The organism is Streptomyces sp. CB02923 (assembly GCF_001905005.1).
In the GTDB taxonomy this organism is placed as follows: Bacteria; Actinomycetota; Actinomycetes; order Streptomycetales; family Streptomycetaceae; genus Streptomyces.
The window spans coordinates 33537-51913 of sequence record NZ_LWKZ01000025.1 but is presented as its reverse complement, the minus strand read 5'-3'; the positions used below and the strand labels follow the sequence as shown (position 1 = coordinate 51913).

The following is an 18377-nucleotide window of genomic DNA, read 5'->3' as shown; positions in this document are numbered from 1 at the left end:
GTCTTCTCCCGGATGCAAAGCCTCTCAGATCATGCCGGACCATCGTCCCCGGCGTCCGCGCCGGAGGCCACTTCGGCAAGGCGGCGGTGTTCCGCGGCCTTCGCCTCCAGGAGTTTCGCCATCCGCAGGTGGTACTCCGGGTTGCCCAGTTCGTACACGTCCGGGACGCCGTCCTGGTCCTCGTCGCGGTCTTCGTCCTCGCAGAGCTTCTTGTACTTGGCGTTACGTATCTTCAGCAGGATCCCGGACAGCACCGCGGCGATCAGCGAGCCCGTCAGGACGGCCGCCTTGATCTCGTCGGTCAGGATCGGGTCGTCGGTGAAGGCCAGCTCGCCGATGAGCAGCGAGACGGTGAAGCCGATGCCGGCGAGCGAGGCGACGGCGAAGAGGTCCGGCCATTTCAGGTCGGGGTTCAGCTCCGCCTTGGTGAAGCGGGCCGCGCACCACGTACCGCCGAAGATGCCGAGGGCCTTGCCGACGACCAGGCCGAGCACGACGCCGAGCGTCTCCGGCTTGGTGAACACGTCGTGCAGGGCGCTGCCGGAGATCGACACACCCGCCGAGAAGAGGGCGAACAGCGGCACCGCGAGGCCGGCCGAGACGGGCCGCACCAGGTGCTCGATGTGCTCGCCCGGGGACTGCTCCTCGCCGTCGCGGCGGTGGCAGCGCAGCATCAGGCCCATGGCGACGCCCGCGATCGTGGCGTGCACGCCGCTGTTGTACATCAGGCCCCAGATGACCAGGGCGAGCGGTACGTAGATGTACCAGCCGCGTACGCCCTTGCGCAGCAGCAGATAGAAGACGACGAGGCCGGCGACGGCGAAGCCGAGGGCCAGGAAGTTGAGCTGCGAGGTGAAGAAGACCGCGATGATCAGGATCGCGAAGAGGTCGTCGACGACGGCGAGGGTGAGCAGGAAGGCGCGCAGCGCGGACGGCAGGGACGTGCCGATGACGGCGAGCACGGCCAGCGCGAAGGCGATGTCGGTGGCGGTCGGTACCGCCCAGCCGTCCGTGGAGCCGCCGCCGACGGTGGTGACCAGGAAGTAGACGAGGGCGGGCATCGCCATGCCGCACAGCGCGGCGACCACGGGGAGCGCTGCCTTCTTGGGCTCGCGCAGGTCGCCCGCGACCAGCTCACGCTTGAGTTCGATGCCGGCGACGAAGAAGAAGACGGCGAGCAGGCCGTCGGCGGCCCAGTGCTGGAGGGACAGGTCCAGTCCGATGGAGCCGATGCCGAGGTGGAAGCCCCGTACCGACTCGTAGCTGTCGCCCAGGGTGTTGGCCCAGACGAGGGCCACCACGGCCGCGGCGAGCAACAGGACACCGCCCACGGTCTCGGCGCGCAGGGCATCCGCGATGAAGTTCCGCTCGGGCAGGGACATCCGCCCGAGGAATATGGATCGGCGGTTGTTGGGCGCGCTCACGCGAAGACCTCCGGTGTCTCGGCAGCTGGGTACGGCTGTTGCAGTTGCCGACCAGACTTCCCGGCGCACCTTTGGTAATTGTCGCGTTCTTGACGCGGCACCTACTGTACCCGGGCCGCGCGGGGAACAATCCGGCGATCTTCACCTTACGGGCATATGGTGCGATCGGCCGCCCGGCGGGGTGTGTGCGGGGGCGCCCGGAACAGGCGAAGGGCACCCGGCCGGTCTGCGGACGGGTGCCCTTCGGAGTGGCGGTCAGTCATCCGTATGCACGTTCGAACGTGCATACGGATGAGTGCGTGCTCAGTCCTCGCTGGCCGCTCCGGGCAGCTTCGCCTGGATGAGGTCCATGACGCCGGCGTCCGTCAGCGTCGAGACGTCGCCCAGGTCGCGGTTCTCGGCGACATCGCGCAGCAGCCGCCGCATGATCTTCCCGGAGCGGGTCTTCGGCAGCTCGGCCACCGGCATGATGCGCTTGGGCTTGGCGATCGGGCCCAGCTGCTTGGCGACGTGCGCCCGCAGCTCCTCCACCAGCCCCTCGTCCTCCGCCGCGGTGCCGCGCAGGATGACGAAGGCGCAGATCGACTGGGTCGTCTGCGGGTCGGTCGCGCCGACGACGGCGGCCTCGGCGACCTTCGGGTGCGAGACCAGCGCGGACTCGACCTCGGTGGTGGAGATGTTGTGGCCGGACACCAGCATCACGTCGTCCACCCGGCCGAGCAGCCAGATGTCGCCGTCCTCGTCCCGCTTCGCGCCGTCACCCGCGAAGTACTTCCCCTCGAAGCGCGACCAGTACGTGTCCAGGTAGCGCTGATCGTCGCCCCAGATCGTCCGCAGCATGGACGGCCACGGCTCGGTCAGGACCAGGTAGCCGCCGCCCCCGTCCGGCACCTCGCGGGCCTCGTCGTCCACGACGGTGGCCGCGATGCCGGGCAGCGGGCGCTGCGCCGAACCGGGCTTGGTCTCCGTGACACCGGGCAGCGGGCTGAGCATCATGCCGCCGGTCTCCGTCTGCCACCAGGTGTCGACGATCGGGGCCCGGTCCGCGCCGATGTGCTTGCGGTACCACATCCACGCCTCCGGGTTGATGGGCTCGCCCACCGAACCGAGGACCCGCAGCGAGGACAGGTCGAACTTCGCGGGGATGTCGTCGCCCCACTTCATGCAGGCGCGGATCGCGGTCGGCGCCGTGTAGAGGATCGTGACGCCGTACTTCTGCACGATCTCCCACCAGCGGCCCTGGTGCGGCGTGTCGGGCGTGCCCTCGTAGAGCACCTCGGTCGCGCCGTTGGCCAGCGGTCCGTAGGTGATGTACGAGTGGCCGGTCACCCAGCCGACGTCGGCGGTGCACCAGTAGACGTCGGTCTCCGGCTTGAGGTCGAAGACGGCGTGGTGGGTGTACGCCACCTGGGTGAGGTAGCCGCCGGTGGTGTGCAGGATGCCCTTGGGCTTACCCGTGGTGCCGGAGGTGTACAGGATGAACAGCGGGTGCTCGGCGTCGAACGCCTCGGGGGTGTGCGTCTCGCTCTGCCGCCCGACGGTCTCGTGCCACCACACGTCGCGGCCCTCGGTCCAGGCCACGTCCTCCTGGCCGGTACGGCGCACGACCAGCACGCTGCGCACGTTCTCCGTACCGGGCTTGGTCAGCGCCTCGTCGACGGCGGGCTTGAGGGCGGACGGCTTGCCGCGGCGGTAGCCGCCGTCCGCGGTGATCACCACGCGGGCGTCGGCGTCGTTGATACGGGTCGCCAGCGCGTCGGCGGAGAAGCCGCCGAAGACGACCGAGTGCGGTGCGCCCAGGCGGGCGCAGGCCAGCATGGAGATGACGGCCTCGGGGATCATCGGCAGGTAGATCGCGACCCGGTCGCCGGTCGTCACGCCCAGCTCGGTCAGCGCGTTGGCGGCCTGGGAGACCTCGCGCTGCAGTTCGGCGTAGGTGATCGAGCGGGAGTCGCCGGGCTCGCCCTCGAAGTGGATGGCGACGCGGTCGCCGAGCCCGTTCTCCACGTGGCGGTCCACGCAGTTGTACGCGACGTTGAGCTTGCCGTCGGCGAACCACTTGGCGAACGGCGGGTTGGTCCAGTCGAGTGTCTCGGTGGGCTCGGTCGCCCACGTCAGGCGCTTGGCCTGGGTGGCCCAGAAGCCCAGCCGGTCCGCGGTGGCCTGTTCGTACGCCTCGGCGGTGACGTTGGCGTCCGCGGCCAGTTCGGCGGGCGGCGCGAACCGCCGCTCCTCCTTCAGAAGGTTGGCCAGGCTTTCGTTGCTCACGTCATCTCCCAATCCCCGTGCGTGCGATGTGTCCCGGGCCATAGCTCATCAGCCCACGCCCCGGCCTGACAAGGGTTGACGCCAAAAATTGGTGTAGACCTTTATTGATGCGCAGGTCAAGTGCTGTTTACGGGCGGGTTTACGGGGGCTTGGAGAGGGTGAAGGAGCGGCCCGGGGCTGACGCTCGGACTACCGGGGCAGTGGCTCGATGCCCAGCAGGCGCGCGGTCCTGCCGTAGACCGTGCGGGCGAGGCCGTCGTCCTGGGCCGGGCGGGAAGGAGTCCCCGGCCGGGACTTGCTGAAGTAGCCGCCGCTGGGCCGCGGCGCGGGTGAGGCCGTGGCAAGCAGGACCGGAGTCCGCACGCCGTCGTCCGGCGAGACGGCGAACGGCTTGAACAGCGGGGCCGTCAGCCGCATCAGGCCACCGGCGTTGCTGTTGATGGCGGTGCCCTTCACCATGCCGGAATCGGCGTTGTAGGCGCTCATGCCGTCGGGCAGGCGCCGCGCGAGTTCCCGGGTGGCCAGGAGGCTGATGAGTTTGCTGGACGCGTAGACGTTGAGCTGGTGGTAGAAGCGGGTCTTCCACGACCTGCCGGTGACGTCCGGATCGCCGGTGTCGACCTTGCCGCGCTTCTCCACGAACGTCGACAGGTTGATGATCCTGGCACCGGGGGCGAGTGTTCCGTCGGCCAGGAGGGCGTGCGTGAGCAGGAACGGCGCGTGGTGGTTGAGGGCGTGGGCCCGCTCGGCGCCGTCCGCGGTCTGCTCGTAGCGGGGAAACGCGGCCCCTGCGTTGTTGATGAGCACGTCCACGGAGACGGCGTCCGAAGCGAGTCGCTCCGCCAGGCCGCGGACCTGTGACCACTGCTCCAGATCGGCGGTGTACGTCCTGGGCGCGGCGCCCCGGCCGTCGTCGGGCGCGAGGCCGCGCAGGCTGTCGGCCGCAGCGGCGGTACGCGCCGCGTCCCGGCCGACGAGGATGACCGTCTGCCCGGCCTCGGTCAGGTGACGTGCCGTCACCAGACCGAGGCCCGATCCGCCACCGGTGATCACGGTGGTTGCCGTGCTCATCACTGCCCCCGGCCGTGGTCGTCTTCTCCGGCGGAGGTCTCGGCCGGCCGGGGGGCGCCGGCCGCCTCGCGCAGCAGTGCGTGCAGGCGCAGTCTGTCGGCGCGGTCGAGGCGGGCGAAGGGTGAGTGCTCGGCGCTGTGCCGGATGACGCGGTCGCGCAGTGCGCAGCCCTCGTCGGTGAGCTGGATGACCTTGGCCCGGCGGTCGGTGGGGTGGGGCACACGGCGTACCAGGCCGCGCTTCTCCAGCCGGTCGATCATCGACGTGGCCGTTGACGCGTCGCACTGCAGGCGATCGGCCAGGTGGCGCGCGGTCATTTCCGGCCCGCGGCTCAGCCGCCACAGCACGTCGGTCTGCGTGTCCGTCAGTCCTGCCGCGCGCGCCAGGTCCTTCAACTCGGCGTGCAGCTGGGTGCGGATGGCGAACAGATGGTCGGTCAGCTCTTCGTTCAAGCGGGCGTCGTCCATGCCCGAACAGTACATGGAACTTCCAATCATTGGAAGTTCCATGTAAATCGTGTGAATCTCTTCCGGGGCTCCGGCTACGACGTGACCGCCGCCGCCTCCGGCCGTACCGCGCAGAACCGGCCGGTGGTCCGGTCGAGGACATACGCCTGGGCCTCGGCCACGTGGAAGTACATGCCGTGCAGGGTGAGCGTGCCCTCGGCGACGCGGTGGGCGACGCACGGGTACGACATGAGGTGGTCGAGCTGCTGGACGACGTTGACCAGCGCGAGGCGTTCCACGTCGTCGGCCACCGGGCGGTCGGCGAGCGCGACCTCGCCCCGGCCCAGCCGCCCGATGCGCTGCATCCGCGCCAGGCTCGGGCGGCCGTGCCGCAGCCAGCGCGCGAGCGGGGTCTGCGCGCCCGGCTCGTGGCCGGCGCCGAGCAGCGCCTGCATCGCGCCGCACCCCGAATGCCCGCAGACGGTCAGCGAGCCGACCTTCAGCACCTCCACCGCGTACTCGATGGCCGCGCCCACCGAATCGCAGGCGGCGTCCGTGCCGGGCGGCGGCATCAGGTTGCCGACGTTGCGGACGGTGAACAGGTCGCCCGGCCCGCTCGATGTGATCATGCTGGTGACCAGCCGGGAATCGGCGCACGTCAGGAAGAGCTGGGTGGGCCGCTGGCCTTCGTGGGCCAGCCGCGCCAGCTCGTCCCGTACGAGCGGTGCCGTGTGGCGCTGGAACGCGCTGACCCCGCCGAGCAGTTGGCTGCCGCTGGACCGCGGGGTGGCCGCGGCCTCCTCCGGAGGGCGGGTGCAGTGGTGGTTGCGCCACGGGGTCCACGGACGGCAGTGGTGGGCACTGGCCGGCTCCGCGATCGGGCTTCCGGCGCGGCCGCCGAGGGACACCCAGCCGCCGCCCGCGCGATGCCCGTCGGACCAGGCCCGCAGGGCCTCGTACGCGGCGTGGTCCATGAACGAGCCTCCCAGCTCGACGACGGTGTCCGCACCGGCGGGCACCTGGGACAGCGCCCGGGTCAGCCTCGGTACCGCGAGGAAAGTCAACTGCCCATTGACGCGCACCCGGTGGCGGCCGTCCTCGTCGCTGACCGTGACCCGGGTGTGGGTCAGCCGCCGCAGCGACAGGAAGACCGTCACCCCGATACCCAGGGCCACGCCCTGCAGGACGCCGAAGAGCACCACGCCTCCCAAGGTGACCGCGTAGACCGGGAACTCGCGGTGCCGCTGCACGTGCTTGATGTGCGCGAAGCTCACCATCCGTACGCCGACGGCCATCACCAGCGCGGCGAGCGCGGCCAGCGGGATCAGCTCCAGGGCCGTGGCGAACAGGCCGGCGCAGAGCACCACCCAGACGCCGTGCAGCACGGTGGCTCGCCGGCTGACGGCGCCCGCCCGTACGTTCGCCGAGCCGCGCATCGCGCCGCCGGCCACCGGGAGCCCGCCCAGCAGCCCGGACACCACGTTGGCGACACCCTGGGCGGCCAGTTCGCGGTTCAGGTCGGTGCGGGGGACGGGCACGGCGTGGTCGGCGGTGAGGCGGTCGACCGCGACCGCGGACAGCAGCGACTCCATGCTGGCCACGAGGGTGACGGTCAGGACGGCCGCGGCGAGCGCGAGGACGGGCCCGTCCGGGAGGGCGGGCAGGGCCTGCGGCGCCCAGTCGGGCAGCGCGACCCGCGGCACCGGCGCGGCCGCGCTCACGGCCGTGGCGGCGGCCACGGCGGCCAGCGGGGCCGGCACCGTCCGCGCGACCCGCCCGGCCCGTCCGGGCAGCCGCCGCCATCCGGCGAGCACCGCGACCGTGACGGCGCCGATGAGCAGGGCGGCGACGTGCGGGTGCGCCAACTGGCCGGGCAGCGACGCGACGTTGTCGACCGCCGAGCTGTCGGGGCTGCCGCCGAGCACCACGTGCAGCTGCCCGAGAGCGATGGTGACGCCGATGCCCGCGAGCATGGCGTGCACGATCGCGGGGCTGATGGCGAGGGCGCCCCTGGCGACCCGTACGGCGCCGAGGGCCAGCTGGGCGACGCCGGCGAGGACCGTGACGGCACAGGTGGCCCGCCAGCCGTACCGCTGCACCAGTTCGGCCGTGACCACGAGCAGGCTCGTCGCCGCGCCGCTGACCTGGAGGGGCGCGCCGCCGAGCAGTCCGGCCACGATGCCGCCGACGGCCGCGGCGACCAGGCCGGCCTGGAGGGGCGCGCCGGTGGCCAGGGCGAGGCCGAGCGAGAGCGGTACGGCGATCAGAAAGACGACGAACGAGGCGGACAGGTCGCCGCGCCGGGCCGCGGCGCGCGCGGCGGGCGGGGGCTGGGGGCGGGGCGTATGCGGTGCACCGGGTGGCGTTGGCGGCTGCTGCAGCTGCGACATTCCCGTCTCCTCCGGGGCGGCGCGGTCGCGCGGGGCGCGATCGTGGGCGGCGGTGTACTGCGGCGGGACGCGAGCCGGCCGGCTGGTGTCACGGTTCGTGACGGCCCGGTGACTCTCAAGCATCGGTAAATGAAGCGTAATGACACGTAAAGGCATAGAGAAGCCTTTTCAGGCATTCGGGTCTACCGTTCCGTCTTTTGAGTGAATGTGACGACGAGTCGCTTGTCCTTTTCATCCCACTTCATGGCTTATGCGAGCTTAAAAACGGTTAATCAGTTTTTTTGATTTCTCCGTTTCGCACATCGCAGCTCAGGGAGTGAGGTGGCTGATGGCAGCCGCATCAAAGGTCACGGCCGGGTTGGTCACGACGATGGCGCTGGCGGCGGTCGCCGGCTGCGCCGGGGGGAGCGAGGGCGGCCCGAACGGCGTCCAGGGGGGCCGGGCCGCGCCGCAGCGCACCGCCCAGCAGGTCAAACTCATCGGCGACGGCTCGACGGCGTACACCGGGACCCAGCCGATGCAGCCCAGGGCCGAGCGCCTGCGCCCCGGTGAGCGGCCGCCGCAGTTCGTGGTCTTCTCCTGGGACGGCGCCGGCGAGGACAGCCAGAAGCTGTTCTCGCACTTCCGCGCGGTCGGCAAGAAGTACAACGCCCGGATGACGTACTTCCTCAGCGGCGTCTACCTGCTCCCGGGCAGCAAGAAGGACGTCTACCACCCGCCCAAGCACAACCCGGGCGCCTCCGACATCGGCTTCAACGACGTCAAGGGCGTACGGGCCACCGTGGAGCAGATGCGCGGCGCCTGGATGGACGGCAACGAGATCGGCACGCACTTCAACGGCCACTTCTGCGGCGCCAACGGCGGCGTCGGCACCTGGTCGCAGGAGGAGTGGGAGAGCGAGATCCGGCAGGCCGAGGCGTTCGTCAAGACCTGGAAGACGCACACCGGGCTGAGGACCGAGAAGCCGCTGCCGTTCGACTACAGCAAGGAACTCGTCGGCGGCCGCGCCCCCTGCCTCGAAGGGCAGCGCAACCTGATCCCGGCCGCCAAGGCGATGGGCTTCCGCTACGACTCCAGCTCCGTCGGCGGCCGACAGCTGTGGCCCGAGCGGATCGACGGCATCTGGGACCTCCCCCTCCAGCAGATCCCCGTCCCCGGCCGGGCCTTCGAGACGCTCTCGATGGACTACAACTTCCTCGTCAACCAGTCCGGTACGACCAGGGGCGACCCGGCGATGCACACCGCCTGGGGCCGGCAGATGCGGGACGGCCTGGTCGCCGCGTTCGACCGTGCCGAGAAGGGCAACCGGGCGCCGCTCATCGTCGGCAACCACTTCGAGTCCTGGAACGGCGGCACGTACATGCGCGCCGTCGAGGACGCGATCAAGACCGTCTGCCCCCGCCGGGGCGTGCGCTGCGTGACCTTCAAGCAACTGGCCGACTGGCTCGACGCGCAGGACCCGCAGGTGCTGGAGAAGCTGCGCGGGCTGCCGGTGGGCGGGGCCCCGAAGGGCGGCTGGGGAGGCTATCTGACGACCCCGTCCGCGAAGCCCGGCGCGCCGGAGAGGCCCGCCGGCTCGGCCAGCCCGGCCAAGCCGGTGCGGCGGGACGCGGAGTAGCGGGCAGGCGCGCCGACCCGGCATGTACGGCCCGTGAGAGGACGTCAGGTGAGCTGCGGAGCACCCACGGGCTCCGCGAGGACGAAGGCGGGGTCGACCTGGGCCGCCAGGTCGGCGCCCGTCTTCGCGTTCGCCCAGCTCTCCGCGTTCTTCAGGTGGAAGTGCACCATCTGTCGGGTGTAGCGCTCCCAGTCGCGCTGCTCGTACGTTTCGTCAGCGGCGGCGTGCAGCTCCTTCAGGGCCTGCCGGGTGTCGGCCTCCAGCAGGTCGAAGCGGTGCGGCCGGCCCTTCTCCATGGCCCGCACCCACGCCGAGTCCCCCACCGTCAGCAGCAGGTCCTCGCCCACCTCGTCGGCCAGGAAGGCGGCGTCGTCCGGGCCCTGGACCTTGTTGCCGACGACCTTGAGGGCGATGCCGTAGTCGCGCGCGTAGTCCTTGTACTGGCGGTAGACCGCGATGCCCTTACGGGTGGGCTCGGCGACCAGGAACGTCAGGTCGAAGCGGGTGAACATCCCGGAGGCGAACGAGTCGGACCCGGCCGTCATGTCGACGACGACGTACTCCTCGCGGCCGTCCACGAGGTGGTTCAGGCACAGTTCGACCGCGCCGACCTTGGAGTGGTAGCAGGCCACCCCCAGGTCTGATTCGGTGAAGGGGCCGGTCGCCATCAGGTGCACCGTTTCGCCCTCCACGGGCACGGGCCGGGCGCACGCCGCGTACACCGGGTTGTCCTCGACGATCCGCAGCAGCCGCGAACCCTCACCGGGCGGCGTCGTCTTGATCATCGTCTCGGCGGAGGCGATACGCGGGTTGGTGCCGCGCAGGTAGTCCTTGACCAGCGGCAGCCGGGCGCCGAGCGCGGGCAGGGCGGCGGCCTCCGCCTCGTCCATGCCGAGGGCGGTGGCCAGGTGCTGGTTGATGTCGGCGTCCACCGCGATCACGGGGACGCGGGCGGCGGCGAGGTGGCGGATGAACAGGGAGGACAGCGTGGTCTTCCCACTGCCGCCCTTGCCCACGAACGCGATCTTCATGTTCACGAAGGGTAATCGCCGAGTTGCCTTGGGTGAGAGGTTCGGGTGAAGAAGACCACTCCTTCGAGCGGTGCGGTCTTGCGGCGTCCGGGGTGCGTAGGGTCGTACCCATGAGTACGACAGCCGATCCGCTCGCGACCCTGGCCTCGCTCCCGGGAGCCGCCGACGCCGTGGACTCCATGCGCAAGAGCGTGGACCGGGTCTACGGACACCGGATCATGCGGCGGCGCAGCAACGAGGTCACCTCCGAGGCGGCGCTGCGCGGAGCGCGTGCCTCCGCCGCACTGGCCGGAGCCGACTGGGCGCTGGAAGAGGTGCGGCGGCGCTCCGACTTCGGTGTCGACGGCGAGCCGCGTACGGTCGGCGCGGCACTGCGGCTGACCGCCGAGGCCGGGCAACTGCTCAGCGTGTGGCGGCAGTCGCCTCTAAGGGTGCTGGCGCGGCTGCACCTGGTGGCGGCGGGTGGCGGCACGCAGCAGGACTCGGTGGGGCGGCCGCGGCTGGCGGGCGAGCCGGTCGACGAGCCCCTCGTGGAACTGCCGCTGCCGGACGCCGACGAGGTCGCCGGGCGCCTGGACGGGCTGGCGCGGCTGCTGCTGGCGGGCAGCGAGGCGCCGGCTCTGGTGGTGGCCGCCGTGGTGCACGGCGAACTGCTGGCGCTGCGGCCCTTCGGTTCGTACAACGGACTGGTCGCGCGGGCCGCCGAACGCATCGTGCTGGTCGGCAGCGGGCTCGACCCGAAGTCGGTGTGCCCGGCGGAGGTCGGTCACGCGGAGCAGGACCGGGCCGCTTACGTCGCGGCGCTGGAGGGCTATGTGTCCGGCACCCCGGAGGGCATGACGGCGTGGATCGCGCACTGCGGGCGCGCGGTGGAGCTGGGCGCGCGGGAGAGCACGGCGGTGTGCGAGGCGATGCAGCGCGGGGCGGCGTGAGGGGCTGAGGCGGCCTTCGGCTGATCGCGCCCTGGGTCGGCTCCGCGAGGGGCGGCGGCCTCGCAGCAAAGCGCCCGGGGGCGGCGGCCTCCGGGCAAAGGGTTGCGGCGGTACCCAGTCGTTCCGGTACCGCCGCTGGCACGTCCACCGGGTTACCAAGCGCGCTCCGGATGTGCCGATCAGGTCGGAGAACTTGGTCCGTTACCTGGTTCGGCTGGCCCGTAATCGACGGGTCGGCGTCGCGTGGGTGCCCGGTTTCCGTGCTTCGGTCCGTGGGCCTTGCTGCGTAGAAGGTCTTCCTCTCGGATGTCCTCGGTCTCGCGGGCCGTTACTACCTTTGTACTCCTGGCGCGCGGGAAGCGGAACCCCTCGCCACAGTTCTTTACTTTTCGCTTCAAACGCGGGTGATACGGGCAAAAACCGGGCGCCGCCGGCTCGCGTACCAGACGAGGCCCGCGGTCGCGGCGGCCGCGCCCACGGCGGCCACCGTGGCGAGCACCGGACGCGACGGCATTCCCAGGGACGGCAGCCGCTGCTTCAGCTGGACCGGCCGGGTGAAGGAGAGCACCGGCCAGCCCCGGCTCGCGGCCTCGCGGCGCAGCGCGCGGTCCGGGTTGACGGCGTACGGGTGGCCGACCGCCTCCAGCATCGGTACGTCGGTCGCCGAATCGCTGTACGCGTAGCAGCGCGCCAGGTCGTAGCCCTCGGAGGCGGCGAGATCCCGGATCGCCTGCGCCTTGGTCGGGCCGTAGGCGTAGTACTCCACCTCGCCCGTGAAGCGGCCGTCCTCGCCGACGACCATGCGGGTGGCCACCACGCGGTCGGCGCCGAGCAGCCGTCCGATCGGCTCGACGACCTCGGCGCCCGAAGTGGAGACGATCACGACGTCGCGGCCCGCGGTGTGGTGCTCCTCGATGAGGGAGGCGGCCTCGTCGTAGATGAGCGGGTCGATCAGCTCGTGGAGGGTTTCCGCGATGATCTCCCGGACCTGGGCCACGTCCCAGCCGCGGCAGAGCGCCGACAGGTAGGCGCGCATCCGTTCCATCTGGTCGTGGTCGGCGCCGCCGGCGAGGAAGACGAACTGGGCGTAGGCGGTACGCAGTACGGCCCGGCGATTGATCAGGCCGCCTTGGTAGAACGACTTGCTGAAGGTCAGCGTGCTCGACTTAGCAATGACTGTCTTGTCCAGGTCGAAGAACGCGGCTGTGCGGGGAGTCGAGTGAGTCGCCGAGTGGGGCACGGAGTGGTTTTCCACGAGGCGAGCATAGGCGCCCACCATTCGGCGTAAGGTGTGGCGCGTGGGTTTGCCTGAGAAGGCTCTCGGGTACACCATGGAAGTCACGGATCGTTCGCGACCGTGCTAACCCGGTCCGACTCCTCCCCCCCCGAGTCGGCCGTGGGGACGACCCCCGCTCTCCCCCCCGGCGGGGGTCGTCGCATGTCCGGACGCGTTTTTGCCCGTCCGAGGCGGATCGGCCGCTTCCTCTTCATCACCCGGCCAGGGCTTGCCGACCATCGTCATACGTCACTCACGGTAGCCGTTGCGCTGCTCTGAGGGAGCCTTCAAGGTCGCTGGTATAGGTGACTGGGATATTCACAGGCATTGAGTTGTCCACAGTTTTGGACCAAGATCCACGGGATTTCCCGGATCGCTGCACGGTGAAACTCCGCGAGTTCGCGGATGTGTGAGTTGTGTAGCGATAGGGGAACGGAACGTGGCCGGACGTATGACTTCCGATCAACCTCCCGGGCCCGCCGCAGGGCGCGGCGGACCGCTGATCGTCACCGAGGACGAGGACCTTCTCGACGACCTCCTGAGACTGTGCGCGGCCGCCGGTGCGACGCCCGAAGTGGCACCCGGCGCCGCCCGGGGCCGCAGCCCCGGCTGGGCTTCGGCGCCCCTGGTGATCGTCGGCGACGACTGCGCGCCCCGGCTGTGCGGGGCCGGCCGCAGGGACGGCGTGGTGCTCGTCGCCCGGGGCGCCGACGACCGGCAGCTGTGGCGGCTGGCCGTCGCGGTCGGGGCGGAACGGGTGCTGGTGCTCCCCGGCGGCGAGAGCTGGCTCGTGGACCGGATCGCCGACGCGGTGGAAGGCGTCGGGCCCGCGGCCGTGACGGTGGGGGTGATCGGCGGCAGCGGCGGCGCCGGCGCGAGCACCCTCGCCTGCGCCCTGGCCGTGACGGCGGCCCGCGCCCGCCGCCGCACCATCCTGGTCGACGCGGACCCGCTGGGCGGCGGCCTCGACGTGCTGCTGGGCGGCGAGAAGGAGGAAGGGCTGCGCTGGCCCGCATTCGCCGAGTCGCGCGGCCGGGTGGGCGGCGGCGCCTTGGAGGAAGCGCTGCCGCGACTGCACTCCTTACGCGTACTGAGCTGGGACCGGGGCGACACGGTGGCGATCCCGCCCCAGGCGATGCGCGCGGTCATGGCGGCCGCCCGCCGACGGGGCGGCGCCGTGGTGGTGGACCTGCCGCGGCGGCTGGACGAAGCGGTCGTGGAAGCCCTCGCTCAGGTCGACGTCGGACTGCTGGTCGTCCCCGCCGAACTGCGGGCGGTCGCGGCTGCCCGGCGCGTGGCGGCGCTCGTCCGTACGGTCCTGCCGGACGTGCGGGTGGTGACACGCGGCGGCCCCGCCACGGGCACCGCCCGCGCCGCGGAACTGGAGCCCGGGGAAATCGCCCGCCTGCTCGGCCTTCCACTGGCCGGAGAGCTGGCCTGGGAGCCCGGCCTCCCGGCCGCACTGGCCCGGGGTGCGCCCCCTGGAGCGAACGCCCGATGCCCGCTGCGCCACTTCGGCACGGCCTTCTGGGAGCGGGTGCTGCCGCGGCCCGGAGAGCCGGAGGCCGGGCGGGCGGGGTTCGGTGAAGGCGCGGGGGGTGGGTTCGGATGAGGGAGGACGCGAGGGCCGGGACGCCGACAGCGGACGGACCGCGCCTCTCCGGCGTACGAACCGCCCGTGGCGGTGCCGGGACGGGCATCGGCGCCGGGCTGCTGGAGGCGGTGCGCGGGCGACTGGCCCAGGCGGGCGCGGAGCCGACGCCCGCCCGGGTCGCCATGGCGCTGCGCGCCGAGGGCCGCCTGCTCGGCGACGCGGAGGTGCTGGGCGTGGTGTCCGCCCTGCGGTCGGAGCTGATCGGCAGCGGCCCCCTGGAACCGCTCGTCGCCGAGCCGGAGGTGACCGATGTGCTGGTCACCGCGCCAGACGAGGTGTGGGTGGACCGCGGCGGCGGCCTGGAGCGCACGCCAGTGCGGTTCGCCGACGAAGCCGCGGTGCGCCGGCTCGCCCAGCGCCTGGCGTCGGTGGCCGGGCGGCGGCTGGACGACGCCTGCCCCTGGGTGGACGCCCGGCTGCCCGACGGGACCCGTCTGCACGCCGTACTGCCGCCGGTGGCGGTCGGCGGCACCTGCCTGTCGCTGCGCGTCCTGCGCCCCCGCGCCTTCACCCTGGCGGAACTGACCGCGGCGGGGACGGTGCCACCGGACGGCGACCGGCTGCTGCGCGCCGTACTGGACGCCCGGCTCTCCTTCCTGATCAGCGGCGGTACGGGCTCCGGAAAGACGACCTTGCTCAGCTCGCTGCTCAGCCTGGCCGGCCCGGCCGAACGGCTCGTACTGGCCGAGGACTCCGCGGAGCTGCGACCCGACCACCCCCATGTCGTACGGCTGGAGACCCGGCCCGCGAACCAGGAGGGCATCGGCCGCGTCACCCTGCGGGACCTGGTGCGGCAGGCACTCCGGATGCGGCCGGACCGGCTGGTGGTCGGCGAGGTGCGCGGCGCCGAAGTGACGGACCTGCTGGCGGCCTTGAACACCGGCCACGAAGGCGGCTCCGGAACCGTCCATGCGAACGCCCCGTGCGACGTCCCGGCACGCCTGGAGGCGCTCGGATCGACGGCCGGGCTCGACCGGGCCGCCCTGCACAGCCAGTTGGCGGCCGCGTTGTCGGTGCTGCTGCACCTCGTGCGGGACAGGGACGGCAGGCGGCGGCTCGCCCGGGTGGACGTGCTGGAGCGGGACCGGGACGGCTTCGTGGTGACCGTACCGGCAGCGGTCCGGGCGCCCGATGGCTTTCAAGAGGGACCGGGGTGGGCCCGGTTGATGCGTCTGTGTGAGCGGGGGAGGGGCACGGGATGAGCGACGTCGGAGTGACGGCGGTGACGACGGTGCCGGTGTGCGCGGCCGTGCTGTGCGCCGGGGCGGCGGTCTGGATGTCCGGTGGGCGGGGCGACGACGTACGGCGGGCGCGCCTGATGCTCGTGGGCGGGGAGCGGGCGGGCCCGGAGGGGCGGGGGGAGGCTGCGGGTCCCGTCCGGTCGTACGGGGAAGCGGGTGATCCCGGGCTTCGCCGGATGCTGCAACAAGCGGCGGGTTGGGTCATGTGGGGTGCGTGGGCTGTGTGGGCCACGTGGGTCGGGACGGCCACGAGGGCCGTCCATTGGGTCCCCCGGCCGGGCGGTAAGGGAAGGGACAGTCTCTCCCGCTCCCCATGGGAGCTGTGGTGCCTGCCGACGGGGATCGCCCTCGGCGTGCTGGGCGGATCGGTGCTGCCGGTGATCGCCGGTGTGGTGGCGCTGGTCCTGGTCCGGCGGTGGCTGCGGGCCCGCGAGCGGGTGCGGGAGCGGGAGCGCCGGGGCGTGGCGGTGATCGAGTTGTGCGAGGCGGTGGCGGGCGAGCTGCGGGCCGGGCGGCAGCCCGATCAGGCGCTGGTGGCTGCCGGTGCGCCGGGCTTTGGCGAGGCGGGCGCGGCGGTGGTGGCGGCGGCCCGGTTCGGCGGGGACGTGCCACCGGCCCTGCGGGCGGCGGCGCGGCTGCCGGGTGCGGAAGGGCTGGCCGGGGTGGCGGCGTGCTGGCAGGTCGCCGTCGACGGCGGGGCCGGGCTGGCCGCCGGACTGGAACGGATCGCGGCGGCCCTCCGGACACAACGTGATCAACGCGACGACCTGCGCGCTCAGTTGGCGGGCCCGCGGGCGACGGCCTTGATGCTCGCGCTTCTTCCGGCCGGAGGGCTCGCGATGGGAAGTGCCCTCGGCGCCGACCCGCTCCGGGTGTTGCTGCACACTCCGGCCGGGTGGGCGTGCCTGCTGGTCGGCGGCCTTCTGGAGTGGTGCGGCGTCGTCTGGACGGGGCGGATCATCGCGGCTGCCGAGAGGGGCGGCCATGTCCGCTGAAGACGTGAGGGGCGCCGTCCAAGAAGTTATCCACACCCTGGGGATTGTTTTTCTGATTCTCGCCGTCGGAGTGTGCGGGTCGGCCGCGGTCCGGGAAGCGCGCGGCATACGGGCCGTGCGGCGACGGGCGCGGGCAGTCCTGGCCGAGGGCGCGCGGCGCAACGGCGGTACGGGCCGGAGACCGGTGCGGCAGCGGAGCCGGGGACATCGGTGGACGGGGGTGATCCGGGAACGGGCGGGGGCCGCCGTGGTGGCGGGTTTCGTGGTCATTCTCGTCGGCGGAGTGGCCGGTGGCGTACTCGGACTCGCCGTGGCATACGGAGCCGGGCGGTGGCAGCGCCGTACGAAGGCGCGGGCCGCGCGGCAGACGGCCGAGAACGGCCTGCGCGCGGCGCTGGCACCGGCCGCGGACCTGCTGGCGGCCTGCCTGGCGGCGGGGGCCGGACCGCGGGAGTCCGCCGAGGCGGTGGGGCGGTCGCTCGGCGGAACCGTCGGCGAGCGGCTGCGGCGCGTGGCCGCCGAACTCCGGCTGGGCGGCGACCCCGCGACGACGTGGCGGCGTTTCGGCGCGCTCCCCGGCGCCCAGGGGCTGGCCACGTACATGGAGCGGGCGGGGATATCCGGGGTCCCGGCCGTGGAGGGCGTCTCCCGGATCGCTGCGGAGCTGCGGGCGCAGGCGTGCCGCGCGTCGGCCGAACGGGCCCGGCGGGCCGGAGTGCTGATCACGCTCCCGCTGACCGCGTGTTTCCTGCCCGCCTTCCTCGCGCTCGGCGTCGTACCGGTCCTGATCGGCCTGGCTTCGGCGCTCATGGCGCAGCACAACTGACGGGGTGTCACTTAGCGGATCGGGGGGACGGTCGAGGGGATGTTGGAGGGCTGCCGGAGGGCAGTCGAAGGGCTGTTGAAGGGCTGTTGATGGGCTTATGGAACACGCCGACTGACAGGCAACGAGAAGGCAGTTATCCAGGGGGAAGTGGGGAAGCGATGTGTGTACGGCAGTGGTTGCGGCGCAGGGCTTCGGTGCACCGGGGCCGGGTTCCGGCGGGCCGAGGCCGGGCTTCGGCGGATCGGAGCCGGGCTTCGGTGGACCGGGGCATGATCACGGCGGAGTACGCCCTGGGGACCCTGGCGGCGTGTGCCGCGGCGGCGGTGCTCTACAAGGTGCTGTCGGGCGGCGCCGTGGAGGCGGCACTGCGCGCGTTGATCGGGAAGGCCCTCGGCGTCCATGTCTGACGACGACCGCGACGGGGGGTACGTGACGGCGGAAACGGCCCTGGTGATCCCGGCGCTGGCCCTGTTCACGGGGCTGCTCCTGTGGGGGCTGATGGCCGCCTGCGCGCAGATCCAGTGTGTGGACGCGGCACGGGCGGGGGCCCGTGCCGCGGCTCGGTCGGAGCCGTCGGCGGCCGTCGGCGCAGTGGTCCGGGACGCGGCGCCGCCGGGGGCGCGGGTGGCGCTGGACAGGCAGGGCGACCATGTGCGCGTACGGGTCGAGGCGGCGTCGCCCGGCGTCGGCCCGCTGACGCTGACACTCCGGGGGGAGGCGACGGCTCTTGCGGAAGAAACGGTGGGGCGATGAGGGTTCGGCCACGGTGTGGGCGGTGTTCGCGGCGATGGCGCTGTGCACGGTGTTCGCGGTGGTGATCGCCATGGCCCAGGCGGTGGTGACACGTCACCGCGCGGGCGCGGCGGCTGATCTGGCGGCTCTGGCGGCGGCGGACACGGCACTCCAGGGCGCGTCGGCAGCGTGCGACGCCGCTCGCGGGGTGGCGGCGGCACAGGGCGCTCACCTGCTGCGCTGCACCGTACGAGGCGCCGTCGCGGACGTCACGGCCCGCGCTCGTACCGGCCCGTTCGCCTCGGACATCCGCGCCCGCGCAGGCCCGCCGACGACGGTGGGCCGGAGCGCCGAGCCGATACCCGGGCCGGGCGCCCCGGCCCGGCAACCGGCGTGACCGCCCGAGGTTTTGCCGAACGGTCGACCACCCGACGCCCCTGCCCGGATAGCGTCCCGGTCATCCATTGATCGCG

General features: G+C 72.4%; 16 protein-coding genes. 9 read left to right on the top strand and 7 right to left on the bottom strand.

Going from position 1 to position 18377, the window contains the following annotated elements; genetic code table 11:
* Nucleotides 1-29: 29 nt before the first annotated feature.
* The 5 genes from nhaA to A6A06_RS28370 all read right to left on the bottom strand — a co-directional run bounded on the left by nhaA (nucleotide 30) and on the right by A6A06_RS28370 (nucleotide 7599).
* Complete coding sequence (nhaA, locus tag A6A06_RS28390) at nucleotides 30-1382, bottom strand: Na+/H+ antiporter NhaA (RefSeq protein WP_443333806.1); 1353 nt, start codon at nucleotides 1380-1382, stop codon at nucleotides 30-32.
* Nucleotides 1383-1727: 345 nt separating this feature from the next.
* Complete coding sequence (acs, locus tag A6A06_RS28385; protein WP_073764842.1) at nucleotides 1728-3692, bottom strand: acetate--CoA ligase; 1965 nt, start codon at nucleotides 3690-3692, stop codon at nucleotides 1728-1730.
* Between the two features lie 189 nt (nucleotides 3693-3881).
* Nucleotides 3882-4763 carry an SDR family NAD(P)-dependent oxidoreductase gene (locus A6A06_RS28380; protein WP_073764840.1) on the bottom strand — a complete coding sequence of 294 codons (882 nt, stop codon included), beginning with the start codon at nucleotides 4761-4763 and terminating at the stop codon, nucleotides 3882-3884.
* Nucleotides 4763-5230 (bottom strand): MarR family winged helix-turn-helix transcriptional regulator, encoded by a 468-nt coding sequence (locus A6A06_RS28375; RefSeq protein WP_079194417.1) that lies wholly within the window; start codon nucleotides 5228-5230, stop codon nucleotides 4763-4765. Before A6A06_RS28375 ends, A6A06_RS28380 begins: the two co-directional genes overlap by 1 nt.
* Nucleotides 5231-5304: 74 nt before the next feature.
* On the bottom strand, nucleotides 5305-7599 hold the full coding sequence (locus A6A06_RS28370) for a bifunctional SulP family inorganic anion transporter/carbonic anhydrase (RefSeq protein WP_073764836.1): 2295 nt from the start codon (nucleotides 7597-7599) through the stop codon (nucleotides 5305-5307).
* Nucleotides 7600-7927: 328 nt separating this feature from the next.
* Here A6A06_RS28370 and A6A06_RS28365 point away from each other — a divergent pair, with 328 nt between their 5' ends.
* The gene (locus A6A06_RS28365) at nucleotides 7928-9217 is read left to right on the top strand and encodes a hypothetical protein (protein ID WP_199931233.1); all 1290 of its coding nucleotides are present in this window, start codon (nucleotides 7928-7930) and stop codon (nucleotides 9215-9217) included.
* Between the two features lie 44 nt (nucleotides 9218-9261).
* On the opposite strand, the gene A6A06_RS28360 is transcribed toward A6A06_RS28365, so the two are convergent.
* Complete coding sequence (locus A6A06_RS28360; RefSeq protein WP_073764834.1) at nucleotides 9262-10248, bottom strand: ATP-binding protein; 987 nt, start codon at nucleotides 10246-10248, stop codon at nucleotides 9262-9264.
* 110 nt (nucleotides 10249-10358) lie between these two features.
* Between A6A06_RS28360 and A6A06_RS28355 the strand changes: the two genes are divergently transcribed.
* Nucleotides 10359-11180 (top strand): oxidoreductase, encoded by an 822-nt coding sequence (locus A6A06_RS28355; RefSeq protein ID WP_073764832.1) that lies wholly within the window; start codon nucleotides 10359-10361, stop codon nucleotides 11178-11180.
* Between the two features lie 394 nt (nucleotides 11181-11574).
* On the opposite strand, the gene A6A06_RS28350 is transcribed toward A6A06_RS28355, so the two are convergent.
* Entirely contained in the window at nucleotides 11575-12459 is an 885-nt protein-coding gene (locus tag A6A06_RS28350; protein WP_073764830.1) for an HAD family hydrolase, read from the bottom strand.
* A gap of 436 nt (nucleotides 12460-12895) precedes the next feature.
* Here A6A06_RS28350 and ssd point away from each other — a divergent pair, with 436 nt between their 5' ends.
* The 7 genes from ssd to A6A06_RS28315 all read left to right on the top strand — a co-directional run bounded on the left by ssd (nucleotide 12896) and on the right by A6A06_RS28315 (nucleotide 18301).
* Nucleotides 12896-14068, top strand: coding sequence for a septum site-determining protein Ssd (gene ssd / locus A6A06_RS28345; protein WP_073764828.1), 1173 nt, complete (start codon nucleotides 12896-12898; stop codon nucleotides 14066-14068).
* Complete coding sequence (locus tag A6A06_RS28340; RefSeq protein WP_443333794.1) at nucleotides 14065-15312, top strand: TadA family conjugal transfer-associated ATPase; 1248 nt, start codon at nucleotides 14065-14067, stop codon at nucleotides 15310-15312. Before ssd ends, A6A06_RS28340 begins: the two co-directional genes overlap by 4 nt.
* Nucleotides 15309-16346 (top strand): type II secretion system F family protein, encoded by a 1038-nt coding sequence (locus A6A06_RS28335; protein WP_073764826.1) that lies wholly within the window; start codon nucleotides 15309-15311, stop codon nucleotides 16344-16346. The genes A6A06_RS28340 and A6A06_RS28335 overlap by 4 nt, the downstream gene beginning before the upstream one ends.
* Before the next feature lie 220 nt (nucleotides 16347-16566).
* Nucleotides 16567-17172 (top strand): type II secretion system F family protein, encoded by a 606-nt coding sequence (locus tag A6A06_RS28330; RefSeq protein WP_338015959.1) that lies wholly within the window; start codon nucleotides 16567-16569, stop codon nucleotides 17170-17172.
* Between the two features lie 89 nt (nucleotides 17173-17261).
* Nucleotides 17262-17579, top strand: a complete 318-nt coding sequence (locus A6A06_RS43590; protein ID WP_338015958.1) for a DUF4244 domain-containing protein — start codon at nucleotides 17262-17264, stop codon at nucleotides 17577-17579.
* On the top strand, nucleotides 17572-17925 hold the full coding sequence (locus tag A6A06_RS28320) for a TadE family type IV pilus minor pilin (RefSeq protein WP_073764822.1): 354 nt from the start codon (nucleotides 17572-17574) through the stop codon (nucleotides 17923-17925). Before A6A06_RS43590 ends, A6A06_RS28320 begins: the two co-directional genes overlap by 8 nt.
* Nucleotides 17900-18301 carry an Rv3654c family TadE-like protein gene (locus A6A06_RS28315; protein ID WP_073764820.1) on the top strand — a complete coding sequence of 134 codons (402 nt, stop codon included), beginning with the start codon at nucleotides 17900-17902 and terminating at the stop codon, nucleotides 18299-18301. Before A6A06_RS28320 ends, A6A06_RS28315 begins: the two co-directional genes overlap by 26 nt.
* Nucleotides 18302-18377 lie beyond the last annotated feature (76 nt).